We start from the raw sequence: 24,864 nt of genomic DNA on the forward strand, positions 1-24,864 counted from the left end.
CGGGTGCGGATTTTAGTGCGGGGCTTTCTCAGGCCTGCAGGGCCGCTTCCGCGCGCGCACTTGCCACGCCGTAGCGAGACGCGGGCGCCGAGCTGGAAAGCCGCACCGACATGGCACGGCGCGCCGCCTCGAAGGCGTCCCACTCGGCCTGGCTCGGCAACGCGGGAATGGTGACCTGCTCGCCCAGGTCGAGCCCGGCCAGGGCCGCGTCGACCATGTCCTCGGCGCTCATGACGATCTCCGTCGGCAGGTGCTGCACCGGCAGGCCGGCAATGTCCCAGAACTCGGTGGCCGTGGCGCCCGGCAACACCGCCTGCACGCGCACGCCCTTGTCGCCCAACTCATGCTGCAGCGACTGGCTCAAGGCCAGCACGAAGGCCTTGCTGCCGCCGTACACGCCATTGAGCGTTTCGGGCGAGACCGCCACGATGGACGAGATGTTCACGATGGTTCCCCCGCCACGGGCCACGAAGCCCGGCGCGGCCGCATAGGTCAGCCGCGTGAGCGCGTTCACGTTGATCGCGAGCATCTCTTCCATCTTCTCGATGTCCGAAGCCAGCAGCGGCGCGGTGGCGCCCACGCCAGCGTTGTTCACCAGGAGCGTCAGGTCGCGGTTGGTGCGGATGGCGGCTTCGACGCGCGCAATGTCCTTCCTGTTCGTCAGGTCGGCGGCGATCGTCTCGACCTTGCGTCCCGTCTGCGCCGCCAGCCGGTCGGCCAGCGCCTGCAGGCGGGCCTGGTTGCGCGCAACCAGCACGAGGTCGAAGCCACGGCGGGCCAGCCGGTCGGCATACACGGCGCCGATGCCCGAAGAAGCGCCGGTGATGAGGGCGGTGCCCTGTGGTGTCGCAGTCATGATGAAGCTTTCCTTTTGTCGCCACGTTGTTGTGGGCGTGAGGGAAGTTTCTTCTTTCGAGGCTATGGCGTAAATGCCATATAAGCCTCCTTTTATGCCACTTCGGCCGCCTGCTTCGCCACGCGGCGCACGGCCTGCGGCGGCTGGCCCAGCGTGCGCAGGAAGGCACGCCGCATGCGCTCGGGATCGCCGAAGCCCGTCTCGTTGGCAACCACGTTGAGCGCGAGCCCGCCAGCATCGATCAGCAAGCGCGCCGCTTCCACGCGCAGGGTCTCGACGGCATGCGCAGGCGACTGGCCGGTCTCGGACTTGAAGGCGCGGCTGAACTGGCGCGGGCTCAGGTGCGCCACTTCGGCCAGGTCTTCCACCGACAGCGGATCGCGCAGGTTGGCCCGCGCATGCGCCAGCGCCTGCTGGATGCGATCCGACTTGGGCGCCAGCTCCAGCAGCGCCGAATACTGCGATTGCCCGCCCGCCCTGCGGTGGTACACGACGAGCTTCTTCGCCGCCATGCGCGCGACTTCGACGCCCAGGTCCTGCTCCACCAGCGCCAGCATGAGGTCGATGCCCGCCGTCATGCCCGCCGAGGTCCAGAGCGTGCCGTCGTTGATGAAGATGCGATCCGGCTGAACCTTGGCGAGCGGATGGCGCTTTTGCAGCTCCTGCGCAAAGGCCCAGTGCGTGGTGACGCGCCGCCCGTCGAGCAGGCCCGCGTCGGCCAGCCCGAAGGCGCCGGTGCAGATGCTTGCCAGCCGGCGCGAACTGCGCTCGCCCGCGCGCAGCATCTTGCACAGGGTGGCCGACGTGGGCTCGATGGTCAGCGCGCCGGTCATCACCAAGGTATCGAACTTCGAGGCAGTGAACCTCTTGGTTTCAACGCTGATGCCCGACGAACTGGGCGTGAGCCCGCCGGTCTCGGAAAGCAGCTCCACGCGATAGATCGGCTGGCCCATGTGCTGGTTTGCCAGCTCGAAGGTGGCAAGGGCGGCCAGGTCGAGGATCTGGAAACCTGGAAAGACGACGACGGCGATGCGCTTCATCTTGATGTCCTGAAAGGAGGGATTTTGATATTCAGGACAGAAGCCTATGGGACATCCCGGGTTGGGTCAAACAGCCCACCCCACGCGCACGACATCACGGGCACCCAGCTCGATTGCGACCTCGATCGGCCCGACAACGCCTTCAACACCCCCGAAACCGTGAACAAATTCACGAAATAAGGGTCATCGCCCATTGAAACTTTTCGGTGACATTTAGATACACGAAGTTACGATTGTGCAGTCAGGCCCCGGTCAGCTCGACCGCCAGGCCGCCCCTTCCACGCACAACGAACGGAGTACCGGTGATTGCTGTCAGCGGCGCATTGCAGCGCAATTTTGGAGATTCTCTTGGCCGACAAGGCGCACTCGCGCGCAAGACCTGTTGCCTCGTCGCACTCGCCGTCCTGGTCAGCGGTTGCTCCACGACCATCGCGTACACCCCCCGCGTCAGCAAGGACGCGCCGCAGTCGCTGAAGTACACAGACGGCGTCGGCACGCTGTCCGAGAAGGACGAGGCACGCGAGCTGTTCGTGTATTCGCGATTCAAGACACAGGGCCCGACGCAACCGACCTTCACCCTCGGCTATGCCAACAACACCGGCGCGCCGGTGAACTTCAGCACCGACAACGTCAAGGCCTACTTTCGCGGCACGCCGGTGCAGATCTACACCTACACCGAGCGCATCGCCGAGATCCAGTCGGAGAAGCAGGCCAAGCAGGTCGCGCTGGCCATCATCGGCGGGCTGGCGGCCGGTGCCGCAGCCTACGGCGCCTCACGCCAGACCTACCGCTCGAACTACTCCGGCTACGTGGCCGGCCGCCGCGGCCTGACCAGCTTTGCCGGCTCGAACACCGTGCAGGTCTACGACCCGGTCGCCGGCATGCTGGCCGGCGCGGCCGTGGGCGGCGCCACTGTGCTGGGCATTCGCCAGATCGAATACAACGCCGAGAACCAGGAGCAATCGGCCAACTCGATCCTTCAACTGAACACGGTGGAGCCGTTGCAGATGGTGACGGGCGACCTGGTGCTGAAGAACTGCTGCGACCCTTCTGTGTCGCCCAATGACGTGATCCGCCTCGAAGTGACGGCCAGCGACAAGACCTCGGTGTTCGAGTTCGTCCGCACGCAGACGAAGAAATAAGCGAACGGAGCGGGGCCGCTCGCCGGCCTCCCTTCAAGCCCCATGCGCCGCTCGCGATGGGTGGCGCCGCCAATCGGCAGGCGCCGGATCGGCCGCATCGCCACACAATGAGTTCGCCCCATGACGAACTCGACAACCAACGCCCCGCGCAGCGCATCCGCGCCCGACCCCACCAGCAGTGCCAACGAACACTGGCAGCGCAACCTCGCCGTCTGCATGTTCGGCTCCTTCACCACCATCGTGGCGATGACGCTGCTGCTGCCCTTCCTGCCGCTCTACGTCGAGCAACTGGGCGTGAAGGACCATGCGGCCATCGTGCAATGGTCCGGCGTGGCCTACGGCGCGACCTTCTTCACCGCCGCGCTGGTGGCACCGCTGTGGGGCCGGCTGGCCGACCGCTACGGGCGCAAGCCGATGCTGATTCGCGCCAGCCTGGGCATGGCGGTGGCGATGGCGCTGATCGGCATGGCGGGCAATGTCTGGCAGCTCGTCGGCCTGCGGCTGCTCGCGGGCCTGCTGGGCGGTTATGCCTCGGGCTCGATGGTGCTGGTCGCCACGCAGACGCCGAAGGCGCGCACCGGCTGGGCGCTGGGCACGATGTCCTCGGCCATCATGGCGGGCAACCTCGTGGGCCCGCTGGTCGGCGGCGTGCTGCCGCCGCTCATCGGCATTCGCGCGACCTTCTTCGCGGCGGGCGCGATGATCTTCGTGGCCTTTCTCGCCACCGCCTTCCTGATCCGTGAAGAAAAGAGATCGCCTTCGACCGCGAAGCAGCGCGACGAGGCCGGTAGCGGCTGGGCCGCCATTCCCGACAAGCGCCCGCTGGTGGCGATGCTCTTCACCGGCATGCTGCTGATGCTCGCCAACATGTCGATCGAGCCGATCATCACGGTCTACGTGGCCACGCTGGTCGAAGACCCGAGTCGCGTGACGATGATGGCCGGCCTCGTGATGTCCGCCGCGGCGCTGGGCAGCATCCTGTCGGCTTCGCGGCTGGGCAAGCTGGCCGACCGTGTGGGGCACTGGAACGTGATCGTGGGTTGCCTTGCGGTGTCGGCGGTGCTGCTGGTTCCGCAGGCCTTCGTCACCTCGGGCTGGCAGTTGGTGGTGCTGCGCTTCCTGATGGGGCTGTCGCTCGGCGGGCTGCTGCCTTGCATCGCGAGCGTGATCCGCCATAACGTGCCCGAACGCGTGGCGGGCAACATGCTGGGCTATTCGACCTCGGCGCAATACACGGGCCAGGTCACGGGGCCGCTGCTGGGCGGCTTCGTGGGCGGGCACATCGGCATGCGCGCCGTGTTCCTCGGCACCTGCGTGCTGATGGCCGCGGGCGCCGGATGGAACTGGCTCGCGAAGCGGCGGCAGCCTTCTTGAGCAAGCCACCGCCGCTTCGCGTTGCACCGATGCGGCGCTCTTACTCGCTGATGACCGCGCTGCTGTAGGCAGCGTCGCCCTTGATCTCCGACTCCGAGAACGGCACCTTCAGCCACTGCCCGGCGCTGTAGGCACGCGTGTAGTCGCCGTTGTGCGCCGATGCGGGGTCGTCGGACAGCGAGAAGGTCAGGAAGGTGTGGGCCTCCACGCCGCCTTCGGGGAAGCGCACGATCTGCATGTAGCTGTTGCCGTTGGGGTTGCCGTCCATGTTGTAGCCGCCCTTGTCGAGGCGGTTCTCTGAGCACGAGATGGTGAAGTAGCCCGGACCACCACAGCCGCCGTACAGCGGGATCTTCTTGTCGCCGCGCGTGGCGAACAGGTAGTCGCCGCGCTGTGCGTCGGGTGCGTAGCCGCTGGCTTCCACGCGCAGCACCGCGGCGCCGAAGGCCTGGCGCAGGTTCTCGACGGTGGTCGGGTCGGTCTTGAGGTCTCTCGGTGTGCGAATCGGTGCGCTCGAATCGAACGGCACGTTGTAGATCGCGCCCGAGGCCAGTGGCGCACGGCCCCAGAATTCGTCCCACAGGTGAGCACCGCGCGCGGCGCTGACGCCGGTGCCGTCCCAGTTGCGCAGCGCATTGCACGCCGCCGTAGTGTCGACATTGCGTGCCGGCGTGAACGTTTCCTTGGTCTGAAGATCACCACCGACCAGGAACGTCGCGGGCAGCGCGCATACGATGTCCAGCGCCTGGGTCTTGAACAACTCGGCCGTCAGCACGCGGCTGTTGAGCACCATGCGCTTCACGGTATCGACCGTGGCGCCCTTGGCGCCATAGCCGTCCGTACCGTCGATACGCCCCTGCGCCAGCACATTGCCCATGCGGGTACGGAAGCTCACGGCCTCGGTGCCTGCCGGACCCATGATGTCGGGATAGCCCGTCATCGGTGCGTTCGGATTGGCGAGCCAGTAGCTGTCGTTCATGTTGGCGACGTAGTCGTCGCGCATCAGGCTGGGCATGCGCGAAGGGCCGATGGCGCCCTTCTGTGCGGAATCGGCATCGGTCTGCCAGTCGCAGGCGCTGCGCGAGCCGTCGAAGACCGGCACGCGCGCAAGCGCACCCCTGAGGATCTGGCCAGCCGTGCTCGTGCTCGAACACTTCGCCATCTGGTCCGCCGACACGTTGGGCACGGCGCCGATGTCGGCATACCAGGCCTTGGCACTGCCACGGCCCACGGCCACGGTGTTGACCCACGGAATGGCCGCTTCCTGGCGCTGGATGGCGGTGAACTCGTCGAGCGACTTCGCCTGGTTCCAGCGCAGCCAGTTGCGGAAGGTGCGGTAGTTCTCGCCGTTGATGTCGCGGATGGCGTAGGCGGTGGTCTGGTTCCACTGCGGCAGCTTGTCGCTGAGGTACGTGAGGTTGAGCATCGGCCCGTGCTCCGACTTGTAGAGCGTGCGCGTCACCGCCGTCGTGCTGCCGTCGGCCTGCTTCACCTTGACGGTGATTTCATTCGCCTGCATCTTCACGGCGTTGCCGTCGCGCATGTAGCTGGTCGGGTCGCCCGCCGCGAGCGTCAGCTCATAGAACCCGAAGCGCCTGGCGGTCGACACGGTGTGGCTCCACGCGATGTTGTCGTTGAAGCCGATGAGCATCACCGGAATGCCCAGGAACGACGTGCCGCTGATGTTGAGCTGGCCCGGAATCGTGAGCTGCGCCTGGTAGAAGCGGTCGGGCCCGCGCCAGTACCAGTGCGGGTTGCCGAACAGCAGCGGGCTGGCGTCGCCGGTGGCGGCCGTGCCGAAGCCGATCATGTTGCTGCCCACACCCTCCTTGCCGCCAACCTGCATCTCGGGTTCGGGAATGTCGCGCAGGGCAAGCTGCAATGCGTGCTTCTTGTTGTTGTGGCCGTGGTTGCGGCTGTGTGCCGCGACCTTCGCCGCTGCCGCCGGTGAAGGCGCCATTGCATTGGCGATGTGCGCCAGGAAGTTGCTGTAGCCGCCCGCAAGGTTGGCCGCGTACATGCGGCGATAGATGTCGTCGGTCGTGATCGGCTGAACCCACGCCTCGGTGCGGCAGGCCGCATGCGCGCTGCCGCTGGCCTTGGCATCGCGCACGTAGCGGTTGTAGCCCGCCGCAAAACCCTCGACCAGCTTCTTCAAATCGTCGGGCTGCGCGTCGATCATCTTTTTCAGCACATCGGCCGAGATCACATGCCGGTGGAAGAAGTCGGAGTCGATGTTCTTCGGCCGGCCGATGGTGCTGCCGGCCACCAGCAGTGCGTCGCCACCGAGGTACTGCGAGCGCTCGCCGCGATAGGTGAGGAACGAGTCCGCCATCGTGCAGAGGTTGTCTTGTGCCTGCGCATAGCCGTAGCCGTAACCCGCGCCGGCCCAGTTGTCGGCCTTGATGTGCGGCACGCCCATCGCGGTGCGGCGGATCTCGGCCTTGTAGGTGCTCTCTGCCGGCGGATTGCCAGGGCTTGGCGGCAGCGGCAGGAACGAGAAGCCGCTGCCTCCGCCACCACCGCATGCGGTCAAGGTGGCAGCCGCGGCGAGCGCGAGCAGGGACAGCGGCATGGCGCCGCGACGGTGGGGTTGTTTCATGTTGTCTCCAGTTGGTGCTCTCTTGATGGAGCACTCTGGAGCTTAGGAAGGGGCTGCCACAGCCTCTTGAACGCAGCCGCTGTGATGCCTAGGGTTGGCCCTAGCTAGGCCGGAGTTCCATCACGCCCCCATGCATGCGAAGCCTGCGCGTCCGCGCTCACGCACACCTGGTTCGCAAGAAAGGACGGCGCCAGGCCGAAGTAGCGCTGGAAGGTGCGGCTCATGTGCGCCGCATCGGTAAAGCCGCTGACCAATGCCACATCGGTCAGCGGGCGATGCCCGGTGAACTGCTGCACCGTGCGGCGCACCTTGGTCCACAGCGCATAGCGCTTGACCGACACGCCCACCTGCTCCGCGAACAGGTGCGTCAGCCGGTCGGGCGACAGGCAGGCCACGGTCGAGAGTTCACGCAACTGGATCTGCCCCGCATGCGCGCGGATGGCCTCCAGCACGCGCCCGATGCGCTTGTCGATCGGCGCTTCAAGCTCCGGGTGTTCGGTGATGGCTTCGACCAGCTTCGCACTCAGCATCTGCAGCCTGCGGTCTGACAGCAGGCCGCGCTGCGCCGGGTCGAAGTCGTCGCGCAGCCGGCCGAAGCGGCGCGCATCGATGGGCTGGATGCCGTGGCCGCCCATGTGTCGGGCGAGCATGCGGTAGGCGCTCGATGCCGGATCGAGATTGAGCGACAGCAGCCCACAGCCGTCGACATCGAGCCGGCGCGACACATGCGGCGCCACCAGCGCGGCGGTGCAGCGCACACGCGTGCCATCGACTGCTTCGAGCACGAAGGGATGGCCGCTGACCGACGCCAGCAGCGTGGCCGACGAACGCGCCGTCAGCCCCGACTGGATCGCCGGCGTGATGTAGAGAAACCTGTCATCCCACAGGTGCAGAAAATTCTGTTGCGTGGTCATGCCGTATCACTTTTGTTTTTGTCTCCAGCGGCGGATTCTCACGCATTGCCATTGCGGCCAGGCAAGGGCTTGTGCGCCCCGCCTTCAGCATTCCTTCAGTGTGCGGCCACCAATGCATCGGTCTGCACATGCTGGCGCACCGCCTCCAGCAGCAGGGTGGCCAGCCGGCTCGCCGGGGCCTCGGCGCGGGCCTGCGCGCGATAGAGCACCAGCGATATCTGCGGCAACGCCGGCAGCGACAGCATCGCGCGGTCGAGGGTGCGCACATGCGCGGGCAGCCCGAACGGCGTGCGCACCGTCAGGCCCAGCCCGGCCGAGGTGGCGGCCCACAGCGCCGACAGGCTGGCGCTGGCGAACGAGCGGCGCCACGGCACGCCCGCGCGGTCGAGCGCGGCGATGACGATCTCGCGCAGCGGGCACGGCGCGTCGAGCATGACCAGCGGCAACGGCTCGCGGCTCTTGCGCGCGCCCGGACCACGGCGCTCGCGCTCGGTCCACCAGGGGGCATCGACCCTGTCGGGCGCCTTGGGGCCGATCCACAACAGCGGCAGCCGCGCCACGCGCTCGGCATGGGGCGACAGGGGCTGGTCGCCCGCGTCCCATGCCAGCGCCAGGTCGAGCTGGCCGAGTTCGAGCCGCTCGCGCAGGTCGGCGCTGCGTGCCACGCAGGCCTCGATGCGCACCTTGGGATGCGCCCGCGCGAAGCGGCCCAGCACGGCGGGCAGCAGCGTCTCGCCGAAGTCTTCCTGCAGGCCCAGCCGCACCGCGCCCTGCAGGTCGACGCCGCGCATGGCGGCGCTGGCCTCGTCGTTGAGCTCGAGCATGCGGTGGGCGTAGGTCAGCAGTGTTTCGCCGGCGTCGGTCAGCTCCAGCCCGCGGCCCGCCTTGCGAAACAGCACCGTGCCGGCCTGCGCCTCCAGCTTCTTGAGTTGCGCGCTCACGGCGGAGGTCGAGCGGCCCAGCCGGTCGGCCGCGCGGGCATAGCTGCCGAGCGCGATGCCAGTGGAAAAACTGCGCAACACATCGAGATCGAACATCACCTGGGACATGGTTTCTTCCTTTTTCAACCATCCTGTTTTTCAGTACGGTTCGCTCATTATTTTCTGATTTTCAAAACCTTTGCAACGGCGGACACTGCACCGCAACATGACCCATTCATCGCACTCCCCTTCGTTCGCGCCCCGCCACCGCTGGAAGGTTCTGGCAGCGGGCGTGGCCGCCAACGCGGCGTTTTCCGTGGCCTTCAGCGGCATTCCGATGACCGCCGTGCTGATGCGCACCGGCTACCAGCTCGACAACGCCACGCTCGGGCTGGTGCTCGGCCTCATGGGCCTGGGCATCGCGGTGAGCGAGCTGCCCTGGGGCCTGCTGACCGACCGCTGGGGCGACCGGCCCGTGCTGCTGACCGGCCTGGGCAGCACCGCCGTCGCGCTCGTGGCGATGGCGCTGTGGGCGGCGCCGAACGCGCAGCACATCCCCGGTCTCGGCTGGCTGGCCGCCGGCCTGCTGCTGGTCGGCCTGCTGGGCGGCAGCGTCAACGGCGCCAGCGGCCGCGCGGTGATGACGTGGTTCGACGCCGGCGAGCGCGGCCTTGCCATGAGCATCCGGCAAACGGCCGTGCCGCTGGGCGGCGGCATCGGCGCGCTGGTGCTGCCCTTCGTCACGCTGCACTTCGGCTTTGCCGCGCTCTACGGCCTGCTGGCCTTGCTGTGTGCATTGAGCGCGGCCATGAGCTGGGCGTGGGTGCACGAGCCGCCCATTGCGCCCCGTACCAAGGCCACGACCGAAGTGCGCGCCGTGCCGAAGAGCGGCCCGCTGCGCGACGCCCGCGTGTGGCGCATCGTGCTGGGCATCGGCATTCTTTGCGCGCCGCAGTTCGCGGTGCTGTCCTTCGGCACCGTGTTCCTGCACGACTTCGGCCATGCGGGCTTCGCGACGATCACCGCCACCATGGTCTTTACGCAGGTCGGCGCGATGGTGATGCGCGTGTGGAGCGGCCGCTGGACCGACCGCCGCCGCAACCGGCCGGCCTACCTGCGCGCCTGCAGCGCACTCAGCGTGCTGCTGTTCGCTGCACTGGCGGTGCTGGTGATGGCCGCCGGCACGCATGTCGCCGACTCATGGACGCTGCGCATCGCGCTGGTCGTGCTGCTGGGTGTGAGCGGTGTCTGCGTGTCGGCATGGCACGGCGTGGCCTACACCGAACTCGCCACGCTGGCCGGTGCGGCCCGTGCCGGCACGGCGCTGGGCATGGCGAACACCAGCGTGTTCCTGGTGTGCTTTGTCACGCCCTTCTCCATTCCGCACCTGCTGGCGCTGCAGGGCTGGCCGCTGGTGTGGCTCGCGGCCAGCGCCTGTGCGTTGGTGGCGATGCCGCTGCTGGTGCCTCGGCCCGATACCGCAGCCTCTGCCGATCAGAACGTCGCGAAGACGGCGTTGAGCCGGTCGACGTAAGCGCGCTTGGCGGCCGCGTCGATGAAGCTGCCCTCGAAGCTGTTCGCCGCAAGCTGCCAGGCCTGCTGCACATTGAGCCCGGTGGCCGCGAAGGTCTGCGTGAAGTTCTGGTTCATGTAGCCGCCGAAGTAGGCCGGGTCGTCCGAGTTGACGGTGGCGACCAGGCCGGCGTCGAGCAGCGCGCCGAGGTTGTGCTTCGACAGGTCGGGGAACACGCAGAGCTTGAGGTTCGACAGCGGGCACACGGTGAGCGGAATGCGGTCTTGCGCGAGCCGCTTCATCAGCGCCGGGTCTTTGGCGCTTTGCACGCCGTGGTCGACACGCTCGACCTTCAGCACGTCGAGCGCGCTCCACACATAGGCCGGCGGCCCCTCTTCGCCTGCATGCGCGACGAGGTGAAAACCCAGCTCGCGGCAACGCGCGAACACGCGAGCGAATTTTTCGGGCGGATGGCCCAGTTCGCTCGAATCCAGGCCGACACCGATGAACTTGTCGCGAAACGGCAGCGCCTGCTCCAGCGTCTCGAAAGCCTCTTCCTCGCTCAGGTGGCGCAGGAAGCACAGGATGAGCGTGGCGCTCACGCCCAGCTTCGGCTGCGCATCGACGCACGCACGGTGCAGGCCGTTGACCACCGTCTCCATCGACACGCCGCGCGCGGTGTGCGTCTGCGGGTCGAAGAACATCTCGGTGTGCACCACGTTGTCGGCCGCGGCGCGCTCCAGGTAGGCCCAGGCCATGTCGTAGAAGTCCTGCTCCTTCAGCAGCACGCTGGCGCCGGCGTAGTAGATGTCCAGAAAGCTCTGCAGGTTGGTGAAGGCGTAGGCGCGGCGCAGGTCTTCGACGCTGGCGTATGGAATGGCCACGCCGTTGCGCTGTGCGAGCGCGAAGATCAGCTCGGGTTCGAGCGAGCCTTCGATGTGCATGTGCAGCTCGGCCTTGGGCATGGCGCGCAGCAGCTCGGGCAGGCGGTCGGCGGGGATCCGGTCGAAGCTCTTGTCGAAGGCGGGGCGAAAGTCGGTCATGGTGGGGAACTCGGCGTTGTGATCCCGCAAAGCATAAGCGCAGCCGTCGCGCAGGCGATCACGGCAAACATATACGTTCGATAGACTGGGTTTTCCTTCCATTCCACAGCAACAGGAGACAACGCATGCCGATCGACACCCTTGCCACCTGGCACCGGCTCGTCAAGGAACGCGATCTGGCGGGGCTGGACGCCCTGCTCGACGAAGAAGCCGTCTTCCACTCGCCGGTGGTGCACAAGCCCCAGGTCGGCAAGAGCATCACCAAGAAGTACCTGTCGGCGGCCTTCCAGGTGTTCTTCAACGAGAGCTTTCGCTATGTGCGCGAACTCAAGGGCGCAAACGATGCGGTGCTGGAGTTCGAGCTTGAACTGGACGGCATCGTCATCAACGGCGTCGACATGATCAAGTGGAACGAAGCCGGAAGGATCGTCGAGTTCAAGGTGATGCTGCGCCCCCTGAAGGCGGTGAACCTGATCCATCAGAAGATGGGGGCGCAGCTTCTTCAGGCGGCGCAGCCGTAGCGGCGGCTGCGATCAGCGACGGCGCGCCTGAAGACTTGCGGTCACTTCGGGGTTCCGGCCTCGCTGAGCCTTGCGAGCAAGGCCTCGTCGCAGGTCGGCTCGACGTCGTAGCTGAAGTGCATGTAGAGATGCGCCTGCGGTTCGCCACCGCTGCCCAGTTGCAGAAGATGCGCGCCTTCGCTGCTGGTGCAGACCTGCGGGATCGCCTTGTCCGCCGCACCACCCAGCAGCGCGCGTTCAGCCGCAACCGAATCGCGCTCACCGGCCTTGAACACCAGCGCCCCGCCCACGAAGGGCACCGCATCCGCAGCCTTCAACGGCGGCAGGGCATACGCCCTCACCTGTAGCCCCTTCAGCTCGTCCGAAACGTCTGTCCGCCGCCTTTGCGTTCCGGTGATTCGCAGGGAGATGCAACACTTCGCGCCGCCCTGTGCCTCGGCGTGTTGCGCAACGATGCGATCGCTGCGGCTCAGCCGTTCGGTCGTGAACACGGTTCGCCTGCCGTCCGGTCGAACTTCGATCAATCCGGCAGACGGCTGCGCGGCCGATGCGACGAGCGACGAGACGAAGAACGCCACCGGCAAGAGGTATTTTTCAAAAGCCATTGTCTGACCAGTGCGGTGGATCGCTGACAAGCTTCTTGACGCCATATGTCGCGCCAACGGCATGAAGATCGCTGTCCTTCTTGATCAGCACCTCGACACCCGAGGCATTCTTGATCTTCTTGTTCTTCACGCCTGAAATCGTCATGTCGATTGCGCTTCGCTCCGTATGGCGGGATGCCAATGCGGGTGGATACACGATGTCGTAGGCCGAAGCCATTTCACGCGCCGCGGCTCGGGACTTCTCGGCCGAGCCGTGGTCCCACTCGATGTCGACGCCGGGCATTGCGGGAACACGCTCCGCGGCAGTGGAGCCATTGGCGATGGCGGCGGCATAGTGCATCAGGTAGGCCCTCTCCTTGGGGCGAAAGGTCGCGGAGATCCTCACCGAACCTCCGGCGCTTTCAATCGCGGCAATGAAGTCGTTGGTGTTTCGCCTGAACACCGGCGTCAGGTCGTTGGTAGAGGTCCCGGTCGGAAACTTCGAAACCCATTTCCGTCCGCTCAATTCGTTCCGTGAATTTACGCTTGCCGTGGATGCGGGCGCAGGCCCGGCTTGAGACGTTGTAGCCATGTTGATCTCTCCCTGAAAGTCTTATTGATGATTTCGCATCGCCGACGAGGATGCTCATCGGCAATGCGAATTCATCGTAGACCCACAAGGCTCTGCACAATTTAAAACGGGCCACCCCTTTGCAGGGGTGGCCCGTGAATTAATCAGCCTGTGGCTGCTTTACTTCTTGTCGCCGCCCGGCACCTTGCCTTCCACGCCCTTGACGTAGAAGTTCACGCCCGACAGAAACTTGTCGTCGGCCACGGCGTCCTTGGCGACCACTTCCTTGCCGTCCTGGCCCAGGATCGGGCCCTTCCAGATCACGAAGCTGCCGTCCTTCAGGCCCTTCTTCACTTCCTCGACCTTGGCCTTGGCTTCGGCCGGTACGTCTTCGGCGATCGACACGAGGTCGATGGCGCCTTCCTTCACGCCCCACCAGCTCTGGCCGGTGGTCCACTTGCCGTCCAGGGCTTCCTGGGTGGCCTTGATGTAGTACGGGGTCCAGTTGATGACGGCCGATGCCAGGTGGGCCTTGGGGCCGTAGGCGGTCATGTCCGAATCCCAGCCGAAGGCGCGCTTGCCCTTCTCTTGCGCCGTCTTCAGCACGGCCGGCGAGTCGGTGTTCTGGAACAGCACGTCGGCACCGCCGTTGATGAGGGCGGTGGCGGCTTCGGTTTCCTTGGGCGGGCTGAACCATTCGTTCACCCACACGACCTTGGTCGTGATCTTCGGGTTGACCGACTGCGCGCCCAGCGTGAAGCTGTTGATGTTGCGCAGCACTTCGGGGATCGGCACCGAGCCGACCACGCCGAGCGTGTTGCTCTTGGTCATCGAGCCGGCGATCACGCCGGCCATGTATGCGCCTTCGTACGTGCGGCTGTCGTAGGTGCGCATGTTCTCGGAGGTCTTGTAGCCGGTGGCGTGCTCGAACTTCACGTCCTTGGCGTCGGCGGCGACCTTGAGCATGGGCTCCATGTAGCCGAAGGTGGTGCCGAACACCAGCTTGTTGCCCTGGCTCACGAAGTCGCGGAACACGCGCTCGGCGTCGGCGCCCTCGGGCACGCTCTCGACGAAGGTGGTCTTGATCTTGTCGCCGAATTCCTTCTCGAGCGCCTTGCGGGCGTTGTCGTGCGCGAAGGACCAGCCGCCGTCGCCCACCGGGCCGACATAGGCGAATGCGATGTTCAGCGGCGCGGTGGTGGCGGGAGCCGGTGCGGCTGCCACGGGCGCGGGGGCCGCAGGTGCGGCCGGTGCTGCCGCTTCTTCTTTCTTGCCGCAGCCCATGAGGGCCGCCGAAGCCACCGCGGTGAAGGCGGCGAGCTTGAGCAGGGAGCGTTTGTTCAGATCATTCATTGTCGGAAATCCTCAAAAAGGACAGGTTGGCAAAAAAACGAGAACGGGATTATGAGCCGGGGTAGAACGGTTTTCCTATGGAAGCCGGCATGTTGATGCGAATGAAAGCCGGGTTGCGCGAGATCAGCGCCAGCACCACGATGGGCGCGATGTACTGCAGCATGCTCAGGAACTGGGGCGGCACGTCGACACCGCTGCTTTGCAGGTGAAAGCCCAGCATCGAGACGCCGCCGAACAGGTAGGCGCCCAGCAGCACGCGAATGGGCCGCCAGGTGGCGAAGGTGGTGAGCGCCAGCGCGATCCAGCCGCGGCCCGCGACCATGCCCTCGACCCACAGCGGCGTGTACACCGTCGAAAGGTAGGCGCCCGCCAGGCCGCACAGCGCGCCGCCCGCAATCACCGCCATGAAGCGGATGCGCCGCACTGGGTAGCCCAGCGCATGCGCCGACTCGGGCGATTCGCCCACCGAGCGCAGCACCAGCCCGGCGCGCGTGCGGTACAGGAACCAGATCAGCCCGAAGGTCAGCACCACCGCGAAATACACCATCGGGTGATGGCGGAACAGGGCCGGGCCCACGAGCGGGATGTCGCCCAGCACGGGGATCGCGTACGACACGCTTTCCGGCAGCTTGGCCTGCACGAAGTTGATGCCGGCAAAGGCCGAGAAGCCCACGCCGAACAGGCTCAGCGCGAGCCCGGTGGCGTACTGGTTGGTGTTGAGCCAGATCACCAGCACGCCGAAGAAAGCCGCGAGCAAGGCGCCCGCCGCCATGCCTGCCAGAAAGCCGAGCCAGGGGTTGCGCGTGATGACCACCGTGGCGAAGCCCGCGATGGCGGCGCACAGCATCATGCCCTCGGCGCCGAGGTTGACGATGCCGGCCTTCTCGTTGATGAGCAGGCCCAGCGCCGCGATCGCGAGCACGGTGCCCGCGCTCAGGGTGGAGCCGAGCAGGAGTGCGTAGCTGTCCATGTCAGAGGGCTCCCTCGGTCGGGCGCGCAACGGGCGCGGTGATGGGCGTGCTGGCTTGCAGCGAACTCGTGGTCATCGTGGAGGCGGCTGCCTTGGCCGCGGCCTTGCGCCGGATGCGGTAGGCGATGAGCGTGTCGCACGCCAGCAGCGTGAACAGCAGCAGCCCCTGGAACACGCCGGTCAGCGACTTCGGCAGCCCGAGCCGCGACTGCGCCAGCTCGCCGCCGATATAGAACATGCTCATGAGGATGGCCGAGAACACCATGCCCACCGGATGCAGCCGACCGACGAAGGCCACGATGATGGCCGCGAAGCCGTAGCCCGCCGGCACATAAGGCGTGAGCTGCCCGAGCGGCCCGGCCACTTCGAGTGCACCGGCCAGGCCGGCCGCGCCGCCCGAGGTCAGCAGTGCGATCCACACAGCGCGCCGCGCCGAAAAGCCCGCATAACGCGCGGCCGCAGGCGCAAGCCCGCCCACCTGCTGCGCAAAACCGGCCCGCGTGCGGAACAAAAACACCCAGAGCGCCCCCGCGCCCAACAGCGCGATGACCAGCCCGATGCTCACGCGCGAGCCCTTGAAGAGCCGGGGAATCTGCGTGACCGCCTCGAAGGTCTTGGTCTGCGGAAAGTTGTAGCCGTGCGGGTCTTTCCAGGGGCCGAAAACCATGTAGCCCAGCAGCAGCGTGGCGACATAGACCAGCATCAGGCTCACGAGAATCTCGTTGGCGTTGAACTTGTCGCGCAGGAACGCGACGATGCCCGCCCACACCATGCCGCCGACGATGCCTGCGACCAGGATGGCCGCGACGATCCACTGACCGGTGTTCTTGTCGGCCAGCAGCGCGACGCCACCCGCCGCGATGGCACCGAACACGAACTGCCCTTCGGCGCCGATGTTCCAGACGTTGGAGCGAAAGCACACGGCCAGCCCCAGCGCGATGATGAGCAGCGGCGTGGCCTTGACCATCAATTCGCCAATCGCATAGCCGCTCTTGATGGGCTCGTAAAAAAACACCAGCAGGCCCTTGACCGGGTCCTTGCCGAGCGCGGCGAACAACGCAACGCCGATCAGCACGGTGATCAGCAGCGCCAGGATCGGCGAGGCATAGGTCCAGAAGCGCGACAGCTCCGGGCGGGGTTCGAGCTTAAGCATGGGCCGCCTCCTTCGCCTGCGCCTGCGCCTGCCACAGGCCGCTCATCCATTCGCCGATCTGCGGCAGCGTGGCCACCGCGCGGTCGATCGAGGGCGAGAGCCGACCCTTGGCGATCACGTGCAGCCGGTCGCTGATGTCGAACAGCTCGTCCAGCTCCTCGCTGACCACCAGCACGGCGCAGCCGGCATCGCGCAGCGCAAGAATTTCGCCGCGGATCAGCGCGGCCGCGCCCACGTCCACGCCCCAGGTCGGCTGCGAGACGATGAAGAGCTTGGGGTTGGCGTCGATCTCTCGGCCGACGATGAATTTCTGCAGGTTGCCGCCTGACAGCGAGCGCGCCGCCGCGTGCGGGCCACCGGCCTTGACGTTGAAGCGCTCGATGATGGAACGCGCATGGCGGTCGAGCGCGGCGGTGTTGATCCAGCCGCCCTTGCCCACCGCGTTGCCGCGCGTGAGCAGCAGGTTGTGCGCCAGGCCCAGCGTGGGCACGGCGCCGCGACCCAGCCGTTCTTCGGGCACGAAGTGCAGGCCCAGCGCGCGCCGTGCGCGCGGGCGCAGCCGGCCGGCCGGCTTGTCGAACACCTGCACCATCGCAGGCTCGGCACGCACGTCTTCACCCGACAGCGCGTAGAGCAATTCCTTCTGGCCGTTGCCCGAAACACCCGCGATGCCGACCACCTCGCCCGCGCGCACTTCAAGCGAAATGCCGTCGAGGTCGACACCGAACTGGTCTTCCCGCGCCAGCGACAGGCCCTTCACGCGCAGCGCCACCGCGCCCGCATGCACCGGCCGGTGCTGCAGCGGCGGCGGCTCGCTGCCGATCATCAGCCGCGAGAGCGATTCGTTGCTCTCGTTCTGCGGATTGCACACGCCCGTGACCTTGCCGCCGCGCAGCACGGTGCAGGCGGTGCACAGCTCGCGGATCTCGTGCAGCTTGTGGCTGATGTACAGGATGCTGCAGCCCTCCGACGCCAGCTTGTTGAGCACCGTGAAGAGCTTGATGACCGCCTGCGGCGTGAGCACCGAGGTCGGCTCGTCGAGGATCAGCAGTTTGGGGTTGGTCAGCAGCGCGCGGATGATTTCGACGCGCTGCATCTCGCCCACCGACAGCGTGTGCACCGGCCGCGAGGGGTCGATGTCCAGTCCGTATTCGCTCGCCTTGGCCGTGATGCTGCGCGCCACCTCGGCCAGTTGCAGCGACTTGTCGAGCCCCAGCCACACGTTCTCGGCCACCGTGAGCGTGTCGAACAGGCTGAAGTGCTGGAACACCATGCTGATGCCCAGCGCCCGGGCCTGCTGCGGGTTGCGCAGGTTGACGGCCTGGCCGTCGAAGGTCACGGTGCCTTCGTCGGGCTTGACCGACCCGTAGATGATCTTCATCAGGGTCGACTTGCCGGCGCCGTTCTCGCCGAGCACGGCGTGGATTTCGCCGGGCTGCACGGCCAGGGAGATGTCGCTGTTGGCCACCACCGCGGGATACCGCTTGGTGATGTGCGCGAGCTGGAGTCTGGGGGTTGTCATGCCGGGTTTCGTGGGTTTGTCTCGTTCAACAGCAACAAAGCGGAAGCAGCTATAAGTTTAATAGCGTGCTCCCGCGACCATCGGCGCCCGACGGCGCTTTGCTCAGTTCACAGCATCAATGACCGCCGACGTAGGCGAACTTGAACAGGAACACGGCGGCGATGACCCAGACCATCGCATGCACTTCCCGTGCCCGGCCGGTGCACAGCTTCAGCACGGCGTAGGTGATGAAGCCGAACGCCAGGCCGTTGGCGATCGAGTAGGTGAAAGGCATCGCCAGCGCGGTCACTGCCGCCGGGATCACCTCGGTGGTGTCTTCCCAGTCGAGTTCGACCAGGTCGCGCAGCATCAGGCAGCCCACGAAGAGCAGCGCCGGCGCGGTGGCATAGGCCGGCACCGAGCCCGCCAGCGGCGAGATCATCAGGCAGGCCAGGAACAGCACCGCCACCACCACGGCCGTAAGGCCGGTGCGGCCGCCCGCCTGCACGCCCGCCGCGCTTTCCACGTAGGCCGTGGTGCTCGAGGTGCCGAGCAGCGAGCCCGCGAAGATCGCGCCGCTGTCGGCCAGCAGCGCCTTGTTCATGCGCTCCATCTTGCCGGGCACCAGCAGGCCGGCGCGCTTGGCCACGCCCATCAGCGTGCCGGTGGCGTCGAACATCTCGACCAGGAAGAACACCAGCACCACGTTCAGGATGCCGCCCTTGAGCGCGCCCAGAATGTCGAGCTGCATGAAGGTCGGTGCGATGGACGGCGGTGCATCGAACACGCCATGGAACTTGTTGCCGCCGAAGAAGAACGACAGCACGGTCACCGTGATGATGCCGATCAATATCGCACCGCGCACCTTGAGCCTGTCCAGCGTCACGATGATCAGAAAGCCCAGCGTGGCCAGCACCACCGGCGGCGAGTGCAGGTCGCCCAGCGTGACGAAGGTGGCCGGCGATGCCGCGACCACGCCCGCGCCCTTGAGCGCGACCAGCGCCAGGAACATGCCGATGCCCACCGTGATCGCCGTTCGCAAGGACTGCGGTATGCCCGCGATGAAAAGCTCCCGCAACCCGGTGACCGTCACGATCAAGAAGAGGCACCCCGAGATGAACACCGCGCCCAGCGCGACCTGCCACGTGTAGCCCATGCCCAGCACCACCACGTAGGCGAAGTAGGCGTTCAGGCCCATGCCCGGCGCCATCGCGATCGGGTAGTTGGCATACAGGCCCATGATGAGCGTGCCCAGCGCCGCGATCAGGCAGGTGGCCACGAAGACCGCGCCCTTCGGCATGCCCGCGTCGCCGAGGATCGAGGGGTTCACGAAGATGATGTAGGCCATCGTCAGGAAGGTGGTGAGCCCCGCGATGACTTCCGTGCGCACGGTGGTGTTGTGCGCACTGAGCTTGAACATGCGTTCAAGCAGACCCGAGCCGCTTGCGCTGCCCACAGCCGCACGCGGACGCGCGGACTCGACATGCCCCGGCGCGCGGGGCTCGGCGTCTTTCGGCGCCTGTTCAAACGTACTCATTTAGCTTGTCTCCAGCTGTTGTTGTGGCGGTTTTCATCAGTGCCCCGCTCACGACGCCGGCGCGAACGGGAAGCTCTCAGGGATCGGGTGCCTCAGGGGTGGCGGGCGGCCGCGCGACGGCGGAATGCGGTGGCCGCAGCGACGCCGCCACGTCCTTGATGCATTCGCGCAGCCAGCGCGCGGAACTCGACGAATGGGTGCGCTCGTGCCAGAGCTGGTAGTACATGAGGCGCGGCAGCGCCACCGGGCAGTCGAGGATCTTCACCGGCAGCCGCGCCGCGAAGCGCTCGCAGTACTGGCGGCCGGTGGTCAGCACCAGCAGGCTCGACGCCACCATGTCGGGAATGAGGCTGAAGTGCGCGCAGCGCGCGGTGATGTTGCGCTGCCGCCCCAGCTCGTCGAGCATCTGGTCGATGATGCCGCGCCCGCCCGGGTGCATGGGCGTGGGCGCGATGTGCTCGGCCGCCAGCCAGGTCTCCAGGTCCCAGCCGCGGCGCACCGCCGGATGGTCCTGATTGACCAGCGACACCACCTCGTCGCCGAACAGGCGCGCCATGTGCAGGTCTTCCGGCGGCTTGAGCCAGTTGCCGATCACCAGGTCGACCTGCCCCAGCGCCAGGTGGCCGTGGTAGTCGGAGTCGGGCGACAGCGCATGGATCTCGATCTGGCACAGCGGCGCATCGCGCTTGACCTGCGCCACCAGCATCGGCAGGAACAGCGGGTCCATGTAGTCGCTGGCTGCAATGCGAAAGGTGGTGGCCGCCGACTGCGGCTCGAAGCCGCGCGCATCCGAGAACAGCATCTCTGCCGCGCGCAAAATGCTTGCGGCCGGCTCGATCATGCGCAGCCCCGCGTCGGTCGGCACCATGCCCGAGCCCGAGCGCACCAGCAGCGGATCGCCCGACAACTCGCGCAGGCGCTTCAGCGCGGCCGAAACGGCCGGCTGGTACATGCCCAGGCGAATGGCGGCGCGCGAGACGCTGCGGTCGGTCAGCACGGTGTGAAGCACCCGGATGAGGTGTAAGTCGATCTTGTCGAAAAGCGCCTGGTCTCTCATGGCTGTTCACACCTTTCTTGTCTGTGCGAACAGTTATACAGCGCGGCATTTGGATGAAGTAGGAAAGCTCGGACCGTGCGAGCACGGCCCGTTTTCATTCGACCGATGCGGATGGCGCTGCCTGGACAGCGGTCACGGCACGAAGAATCGACTCGCTCGTGGCCGGCGCCTTCAGCGGCGGATCGACCCTGTGGCCGCCGGCCGCCGACACCGCATCGCGGATCGCGAAGAACACCGAGAACGGCAGCAAGAGCGGCGGCTCGCCCACCGCCTTGCTGCGGTGAATCGAGTCCTCGAAGTTCTGGCCTTCGAACAGGCGCACGTTGAAGACCGGCGGGCAGTCGTTGGCGGTCGGAATCTTGTAGGTGCTGGGCGCATGCGTGGTGAGCTTGCCGCTTTGCGGATGCCACACCAGCTCTTCGGTGGTGAGCCAGCCCATGCCCTGGATGAAGGCGCCTTCGACCTGGCCGATGTCCACCGCCGGGTTCAGCGACTTGCCCGCGTCGTGCAGGATGTCGGCGCGCAGCAGCTTCCATTCGCCGGTGAGCGTGTCGACGATCACCTCGCTCACCGCCGCGCCGTAGGCGAAGTAGTAGAACGGGCGGCCCTGCATCTTGTCCTTGTCCCAGCTCAGGCCCGGCGTGGCATAGAAGCCGTCGGACCACAGCTGCTTGCGGTCGAGGTACGCCTCGCCCACCACGGTGCTGAAGGCCAGCGACTTGCCGTTGACCTCGACCTTGTCGTTCGCAAAGCGCACCGCGCCGGCCTTGCCGCCGTGGCGCTCTGCCGCGCAATCGGCCAGCCGCTCGCGGATCTGGCGGGCCGCGTCCTGCGCGGCCTTGCCGTTCAGGTCGGCGCCGGTCGATGCGGCGGTGGCCGAGGTGTTCGCCACCTTGGTCGTGTCGGTCGCGGTCACGCGCACGCGCTCGAAGCTCACGCCCAACTCGTGCGCCACCACCTGCGCCACCTTGGTGTTCAGGCCCTGCCCCATCTCGGTTCCACCGTGGTTCACGAGGATCGAGCCGTCGGTGTACACATGCACCAGCGCGCCGGCCTGGTTGAAGTGCTTCACGTTGAACGAGATGCCGAACTTCAGCGGTGCCAGCGCCAGGCCGCGCTTGAGCACGACGCTCTTCTTGTTGAAGGCCGCGATCTCTTCGCGCCGCGCGCGGTAGTCACTGCTGGCCTCCAGCTCGGCCACCAGTTCGTGGACGATGTTGTCGGTCACGGTCTGGCGGTAAGGCGTGACGTTGTTCTCCGCCTTGCCGTAGAAGTTGACGCGCCGCACGTCGAGCGGATCGCGCTTCAGCTCACGCGCCACCGAATCCATGATGTTCTCGATGGCGATCGCGCCCTGCGGGCCGCCGAAGCCGCGAAAGGCGGTGTTGCTCTGCGTGTTCGTCTTGCCCGAGAAACCGTGCATCGACACGTTCGGCAGCCAGTAGGCGTTGTCGAAGTGGCACAGCGCGCGCGTCATCACCGGGCCCGACAGGTCGGCCGAGTGGCCGGCACGCGAGACCATCGTGATCTCGGCGCCGAGGATGCGGCCTTCGTCGTCGTAGCCGACGTCGTATTCGTACCAGAAGCAGTGGCGGCGGCCGGTGATCATGAAGTCGTCGTCGCGGTCCAGCCGCAGCTTGACCGGGCGCTGCAGTTGCCGCGCAGCGATGGCCGCCACGCAGGCAAAGATCGCCGATTGCGATTCCTTGCCGCCGAAGCCGCCGCCCATGCGCCGGCATTCCACATGCACTTCGTTCGACTGCAGGTGCAGCGCATGCGCCACCAGGTGCTGCATTTCGCTCGGGTGCTGCGTCGAGCAATGGATGTGCAGCGCGCCGCCTTCCTTCGGAATGGCGTAGCTGATCTGGCCTTCCAGGTAGAACTGCTCCTGGCCGCCCACGTCCAGCGTGGCCTTGTGACGGTGCGGCGCCTTGGCGATGGCGGCGCGCACGACGGCTTCGTCGCCCTGGTTGGCGGCGCCACCGCTGCGCACGATGTGCATCGGCGGCACCACGTACTGGCCGCGCGCATGGGCGTCCTGCGGCGTGATCACGGGCGGCTGCGCCTCGACGGTCATCGCGTCCTTGGCCTTGGCGGCGGCGCGGCGCGCGGCTTCGCGCGTTTCGCCGATCACCGCGAACACCGGCTGGCCGAGGTAGCGGATCTCGCCGCCACCGTTCACGGGCAACAGGATCGGGTCGTCGTGAATGATCGAGCCGCAGTCGTTGACACCGGGAATGTCGTCGGCCGTCAGCACGGCGACCACGCCGGGCATGGCGCGGATGACGTCGAGCGACAGCGCCGTGACGCGGCCGTTGGCAACCGGCGACAGCCCCAGCGCGCAGTGCAGCGTGCCGGTGAGTTCGGGAATGTCGTCGATGTAGGTGGCCTCGCCGGCCACGTGCAGGTGCGCCGACTCGTGCGGCCGGCTGATGCCGACGCGCGCGCCGAGGTCGTGCGCGAGTGCTTCGGCGCCGACGTCGATGCGGGCTTTGGCGTTGGTCAGGTAGTCGGCAAAAGCCTCGGCGGGCTGCAGCAGGCGGGCGTCGATGGGTTTGTTCATGGTCAGACTCCTTCGGCCGCTGTCTTGGGCGCATGGGGCATCACGCTCCAGACGCTGGTTTCCTCGATGGACAAGGCATCTTCGGTGCGGGTTTCGAGCCAGAGGCGCTGGATCAGGTTCTGCGCCACCTGCAGCCGATAGTCGGCCGAGGCACGCATGTCCGACAGCGGCTTGAAGTCCTGTGCAAGCGCCAGCTTGGCGGTGCTCACGCTGGCCTGGTTCCACGGCTTGCCGACCAATGCCGCTTCGGCATTCGCGGCACGCTTGACGGTGGCGGCCATGCCGCCGAAGGCCAGGCGCACGGCCTTGACGGTGTCGCTGCCTTCTTCCAGCTCGATGGCAAAGCCCGCGCACAGCGCCGAGATGTCGCAGTCGAAGCGCTTGCTGATCTTGTAGGCGCGAACCTGGCGGCGCATGGCGGCCAGCGGAATCGCCAGCCCCTGCACGAACTCACCCGGCTGCAGCTGGTTCTTCATGTAGTCGATGTAGAAGTCGGGCAGCGGCATGCGGCGCACGGCGTCACCGCGGCGCAGTTCGATCTGGGCGTCGAGCGACATCAGCACCGGCGGCGAATCGCCGATGGGCGAACCGTTGGCCACGTTGCCGCCCATGGTGCCGGCATGCCGGATCGGCGGCGAGGCAAAACGCAGCCACACGTCGGACAGGTTGGGCACGCGCGCCACGAGCGCGGCAAAGGCGGATTCGAGCGAGGCGCCGGCGCCGATGTAAAGCTCGCCGCCTTCGGCGTCAGGGCGGATCTCGATGGTCTTCATTTCGGCCACGTCGCCCACATAGATGATGTCGCCCAGGTCGCGGAACTGCTTGTTGACCCAGAGGCCGACGTCGGTCGAGCCGGCCAGCAACTGGGCGCGCGGCTTCTGTTCGCGCAGCGCGGCGAGCTGGGTGAGGGTCTTGGGGGCGTGGAAGTGGTCCATGCGGGCGCCCAGCGGCGCGGCGTAGTCCAGACCGTCGTTCTGCAGCGCGGTGAGCGCCGCCACCACGGGCTGCGTGTCGAGGCGCACCGAAGGCAGGTCGAACATGCGCTGGCCGGCATCGAGGATCGGCCGGTAGCCGGTGCAGCGGCACAGGTTGCCCGACAGTTCGTCGGCCAGTTGCTGGCGCGTGGGCTGGGTGCCCTCGGCCTGGTGATGTTCGTAGCTGGACCACAGCGACATCACGAAGCCCGGCGTGCAGAAGCCGCACTGGGAACCGTGGCAGTCGACCATCGCCTGCTGGACCGGGTGCAGCGTGTGCACGGCGTGCGGTTTCTTGTCGGCCTTGGCGCACTGGGTCTTGAGGTCTTCGACCGTGAACAGCGCCTTGCCGTGCAGCGTCGGCAAGAACTGGATGCAGGCATTGACCGTCTGCAGGTTCAGGCCGCCGATGGCGCCCGGCGCGTTGGCATCGGTGGCCAGCTCGCCGATGACGACGGTGCAGGCGCCGCAGTCGCCTTCGTTGCAGCCTTCCTTGGTGCCGGTGCAGTGCGCGTCCTCGCGCAGCCAGTCGAGGACCGAGCGCGTCGGATGGACGCCACTGACGTCGACGATCTTTCCGCGATGGAAAAAGCGGACGGGTTGGATCTTGCTGTTGCTACTGCTGCTCTCGGTGCTCATGCTTTTCAGGCTCGTGGGGTGGCCCTTTGTGGGCCAG

Annotated in this window: 20 protein-coding genes; 4 read left to right on the forward strand and 16 right to left on the reverse strand. The window is 66.8% G+C overall.

Annotation, left to right across the window (positions count from 1 at the left end; translation table 11 throughout):
- Nucleotides 1-28 precede the first annotated feature (28 nt).
- Both ACSFB7_RS16925 and ACSFB7_RS16930 read right to left on the reverse strand, forming a co-directional pair.
- Nucleotides 29-856 (reverse strand): SDR family NAD(P)-dependent oxidoreductase, encoded by an 828-nt coding sequence (locus ACSFB7_RS16925; RefSeq protein WP_435472079.1) that lies wholly within the window; start codon nt 854-856, stop codon nt 29-31.
- Nucleotides 857-948: 92 nt separating this feature from the next.
- The gene (locus ACSFB7_RS16930; RefSeq protein ID WP_435472081.1) at nt 949-1,896 is read right to left on the reverse strand and encodes a GlxA family transcriptional regulator; all 948 of its coding nucleotides are present in this window, start codon (nt 1,894-1,896) and stop codon (nt 949-951) included.
- 302 nt (nt 1,897-2,198) lie between these two features.
- On the opposite strand from ACSFB7_RS16930, the gene ACSFB7_RS16935 reads away from it, so the two are divergent.
- Both ACSFB7_RS16935 and ACSFB7_RS16940 read left to right on the forward strand, forming a co-directional pair.
- Entirely contained in the window at nt 2,199-3,038 is an 840-nt protein-coding gene (locus ACSFB7_RS16935; RefSeq protein ID WP_435472083.1) for a hypothetical protein, read from the forward strand.
- Nucleotides 3,039-3,158: 120 nt separating this feature from the next.
- Nucleotides 3,159-4,412 carry an MFS transporter gene (locus tag ACSFB7_RS16940; protein WP_475545396.1) on the forward strand — a complete coding sequence of 418 codons (1,254 nt, stop codon included), beginning with the start codon at nt 3,159-3,161 and terminating at the stop codon, nt 4,410-4,412.
- A 40-nt stretch (nt 4,413-4,452) separates the two neighbouring features.
- Here the strand turns inward: ACSFB7_RS16940 and ACSFB7_RS16945 are convergent, their stop codons facing one another.
- From ACSFB7_RS16945 to ACSFB7_RS16955, 3 genes are all read right to left on the reverse strand, one after another.
- On the reverse strand, nt 4,453-7,014 hold the full coding sequence (locus ACSFB7_RS16945; protein ID WP_435472085.1) for a penicillin acylase family protein: 2,562 nt from the start codon (nt 7,012-7,014) through the stop codon (nt 4,453-4,455).
- Between the two features lie 104 nt (nt 7,015-7,118).
- Nucleotides 7,119-7,928, reverse strand: coding sequence for a helix-turn-helix domain-containing protein (locus ACSFB7_RS16950; protein ID WP_435472087.1), 810 nt, complete (start codon nt 7,926-7,928; stop codon nt 7,119-7,121).
- 95 nt (nt 7,929-8,023) lie between these two features.
- Complete coding sequence (locus ACSFB7_RS16955) at nt 8,024-8,977, reverse strand: LysR substrate-binding domain-containing protein (RefSeq protein WP_435472089.1); 954 nt, start codon at nt 8,975-8,977, stop codon at nt 8,024-8,026.
- A 97-nt stretch (nt 8,978-9,074) separates the two neighbouring features.
- Between ACSFB7_RS16955 and ACSFB7_RS16960 the strand changes: the two genes are divergently transcribed.
- Nucleotides 9,075-10,382, forward strand: coding sequence for an MFS transporter (locus ACSFB7_RS16960; RefSeq protein ID WP_435472091.1), 1,308 nt, complete (start codon nt 9,075-9,077; stop codon nt 10,380-10,382).
- On the opposite strand, the gene ACSFB7_RS16965 is transcribed toward ACSFB7_RS16960, so the two are convergent.
- On the reverse strand, nt 10,343-11,404 hold the full coding sequence (locus ACSFB7_RS16965) for an adenosine deaminase (RefSeq protein ID WP_435472093.1): 1,062 nt from the start codon (nt 11,402-11,404) through the stop codon (nt 10,343-10,345). The two genes, ACSFB7_RS16960 and ACSFB7_RS16965, sit on opposite strands and share 40 nt — an antisense overlap.
- A gap of 125 nt (nt 11,405-11,529) precedes the next feature.
- Between ACSFB7_RS16965 and ACSFB7_RS16970 the strand changes: the two genes are divergently transcribed.
- Complete coding sequence (locus ACSFB7_RS16970) at nt 11,530-11,925, forward strand: nuclear transport factor 2 family protein (protein ID WP_435472095.1); 396 nt, start codon at nt 11,530-11,532, stop codon at nt 11,923-11,925.
- 41 nt (nt 11,926-11,966) lie between these two features.
- On the opposite strand, the gene ACSFB7_RS16975 is transcribed toward ACSFB7_RS16970, so the two are convergent.
- The 10 genes from ACSFB7_RS16975 to xdhA form a co-directional block, all read right to left on the reverse strand.
- Nucleotides 11,967-12,530, reverse strand: coding sequence for a hypothetical protein (locus ACSFB7_RS16975; RefSeq protein ID WP_435472097.1), 564 nt, complete (start codon nt 12,528-12,530; stop codon nt 11,967-11,969).
- Nucleotides 12,520-13,101, reverse strand: a complete 582-nt coding sequence (locus ACSFB7_RS16980; RefSeq protein ID WP_435472099.1) for a hypothetical protein — start codon at nt 13,099-13,101, stop codon at nt 12,520-12,522. Before ACSFB7_RS16980 ends, ACSFB7_RS16975 begins: the two co-directional genes overlap by 11 nt.
- A 159-nt stretch (nt 13,102-13,260) precedes the next feature.
- A complete protein-coding gene (locus tag ACSFB7_RS16985; protein ID WP_435472101.1) occupies nt 13,261-14,433 on the reverse strand; it encodes a BMP family ABC transporter substrate-binding protein in 1,173 nt (390 codons plus the stop codon).
- A 49-nt stretch (nt 14,434-14,482) separates the two neighbouring features.
- Nucleotides 14,483-15,403 carry an ABC transporter permease gene (locus ACSFB7_RS16990; protein WP_435472103.1) on the reverse strand — a complete coding sequence of 307 codons (921 nt, stop codon included), beginning with the start codon at nt 15,401-15,403 and terminating at the stop codon, nt 14,483-14,485.
- A gap of 1 nt (nt 15,404) precedes the next feature.
- Nucleotides 15,405-16,556, reverse strand: coding sequence for an ABC transporter permease (locus tag ACSFB7_RS16995; protein ID WP_435472105.1), 1,152 nt, complete (start codon nt 16,554-16,556; stop codon nt 15,405-15,407).
- On the reverse strand, nt 16,549-18,078 hold the full coding sequence (locus tag ACSFB7_RS17000; protein WP_435472107.1) for an ABC transporter ATP-binding protein: 1,530 nt from the start codon (nt 18,076-18,078) through the stop codon (nt 16,549-16,551). Before ACSFB7_RS17000 ends, ACSFB7_RS16995 begins: the two co-directional genes overlap by 8 nt.
- 115 nt (nt 18,079-18,193) lie before the next feature.
- On the reverse strand, nt 18,194-19,594 hold the full coding sequence (locus tag ACSFB7_RS17005) for an NCS2 family permease (RefSeq protein WP_435472109.1): 1,401 nt from the start codon (nt 19,592-19,594) through the stop codon (nt 18,194-18,196).
- 76 nt (nt 19,595-19,670) lie between these two features.
- Entirely contained in the window at nt 19,671-20,651 is a 981-nt protein-coding gene (locus ACSFB7_RS17010) for a LysR family transcriptional regulator (protein WP_435472111.1), read from the reverse strand.
- 94 nt (nt 20,652-20,745) lie between these two features.
- Nucleotides 20,746-23,214, reverse strand: a complete 2,469-nt coding sequence (gene xdhB / locus ACSFB7_RS17015) for a xanthine dehydrogenase molybdopterin binding subunit (RefSeq protein ID WP_435472113.1) — start codon at nt 23,212-23,214, stop codon at nt 20,746-20,748.
- Nucleotides 23,215-23,216: 2 nt separating this feature from the next.
- Nucleotides 23,217-24,827 (reverse strand): xanthine dehydrogenase small subunit, encoded by a 1,611-nt coding sequence (gene xdhA, locus ACSFB7_RS17020; RefSeq protein ID WP_435472115.1) that lies wholly within the window; start codon nt 24,825-24,827, stop codon nt 23,217-23,219.
- Nucleotides 24,828-24,864 lie beyond the last annotated feature (37 nt).

The organism is Variovorax raffinosi (assembly GCF_051216615.1).
Classification (GTDB): Bacteria; Pseudomonadota; Gammaproteobacteria; order Burkholderiales; family Burkholderiaceae_C; genus Variovorax.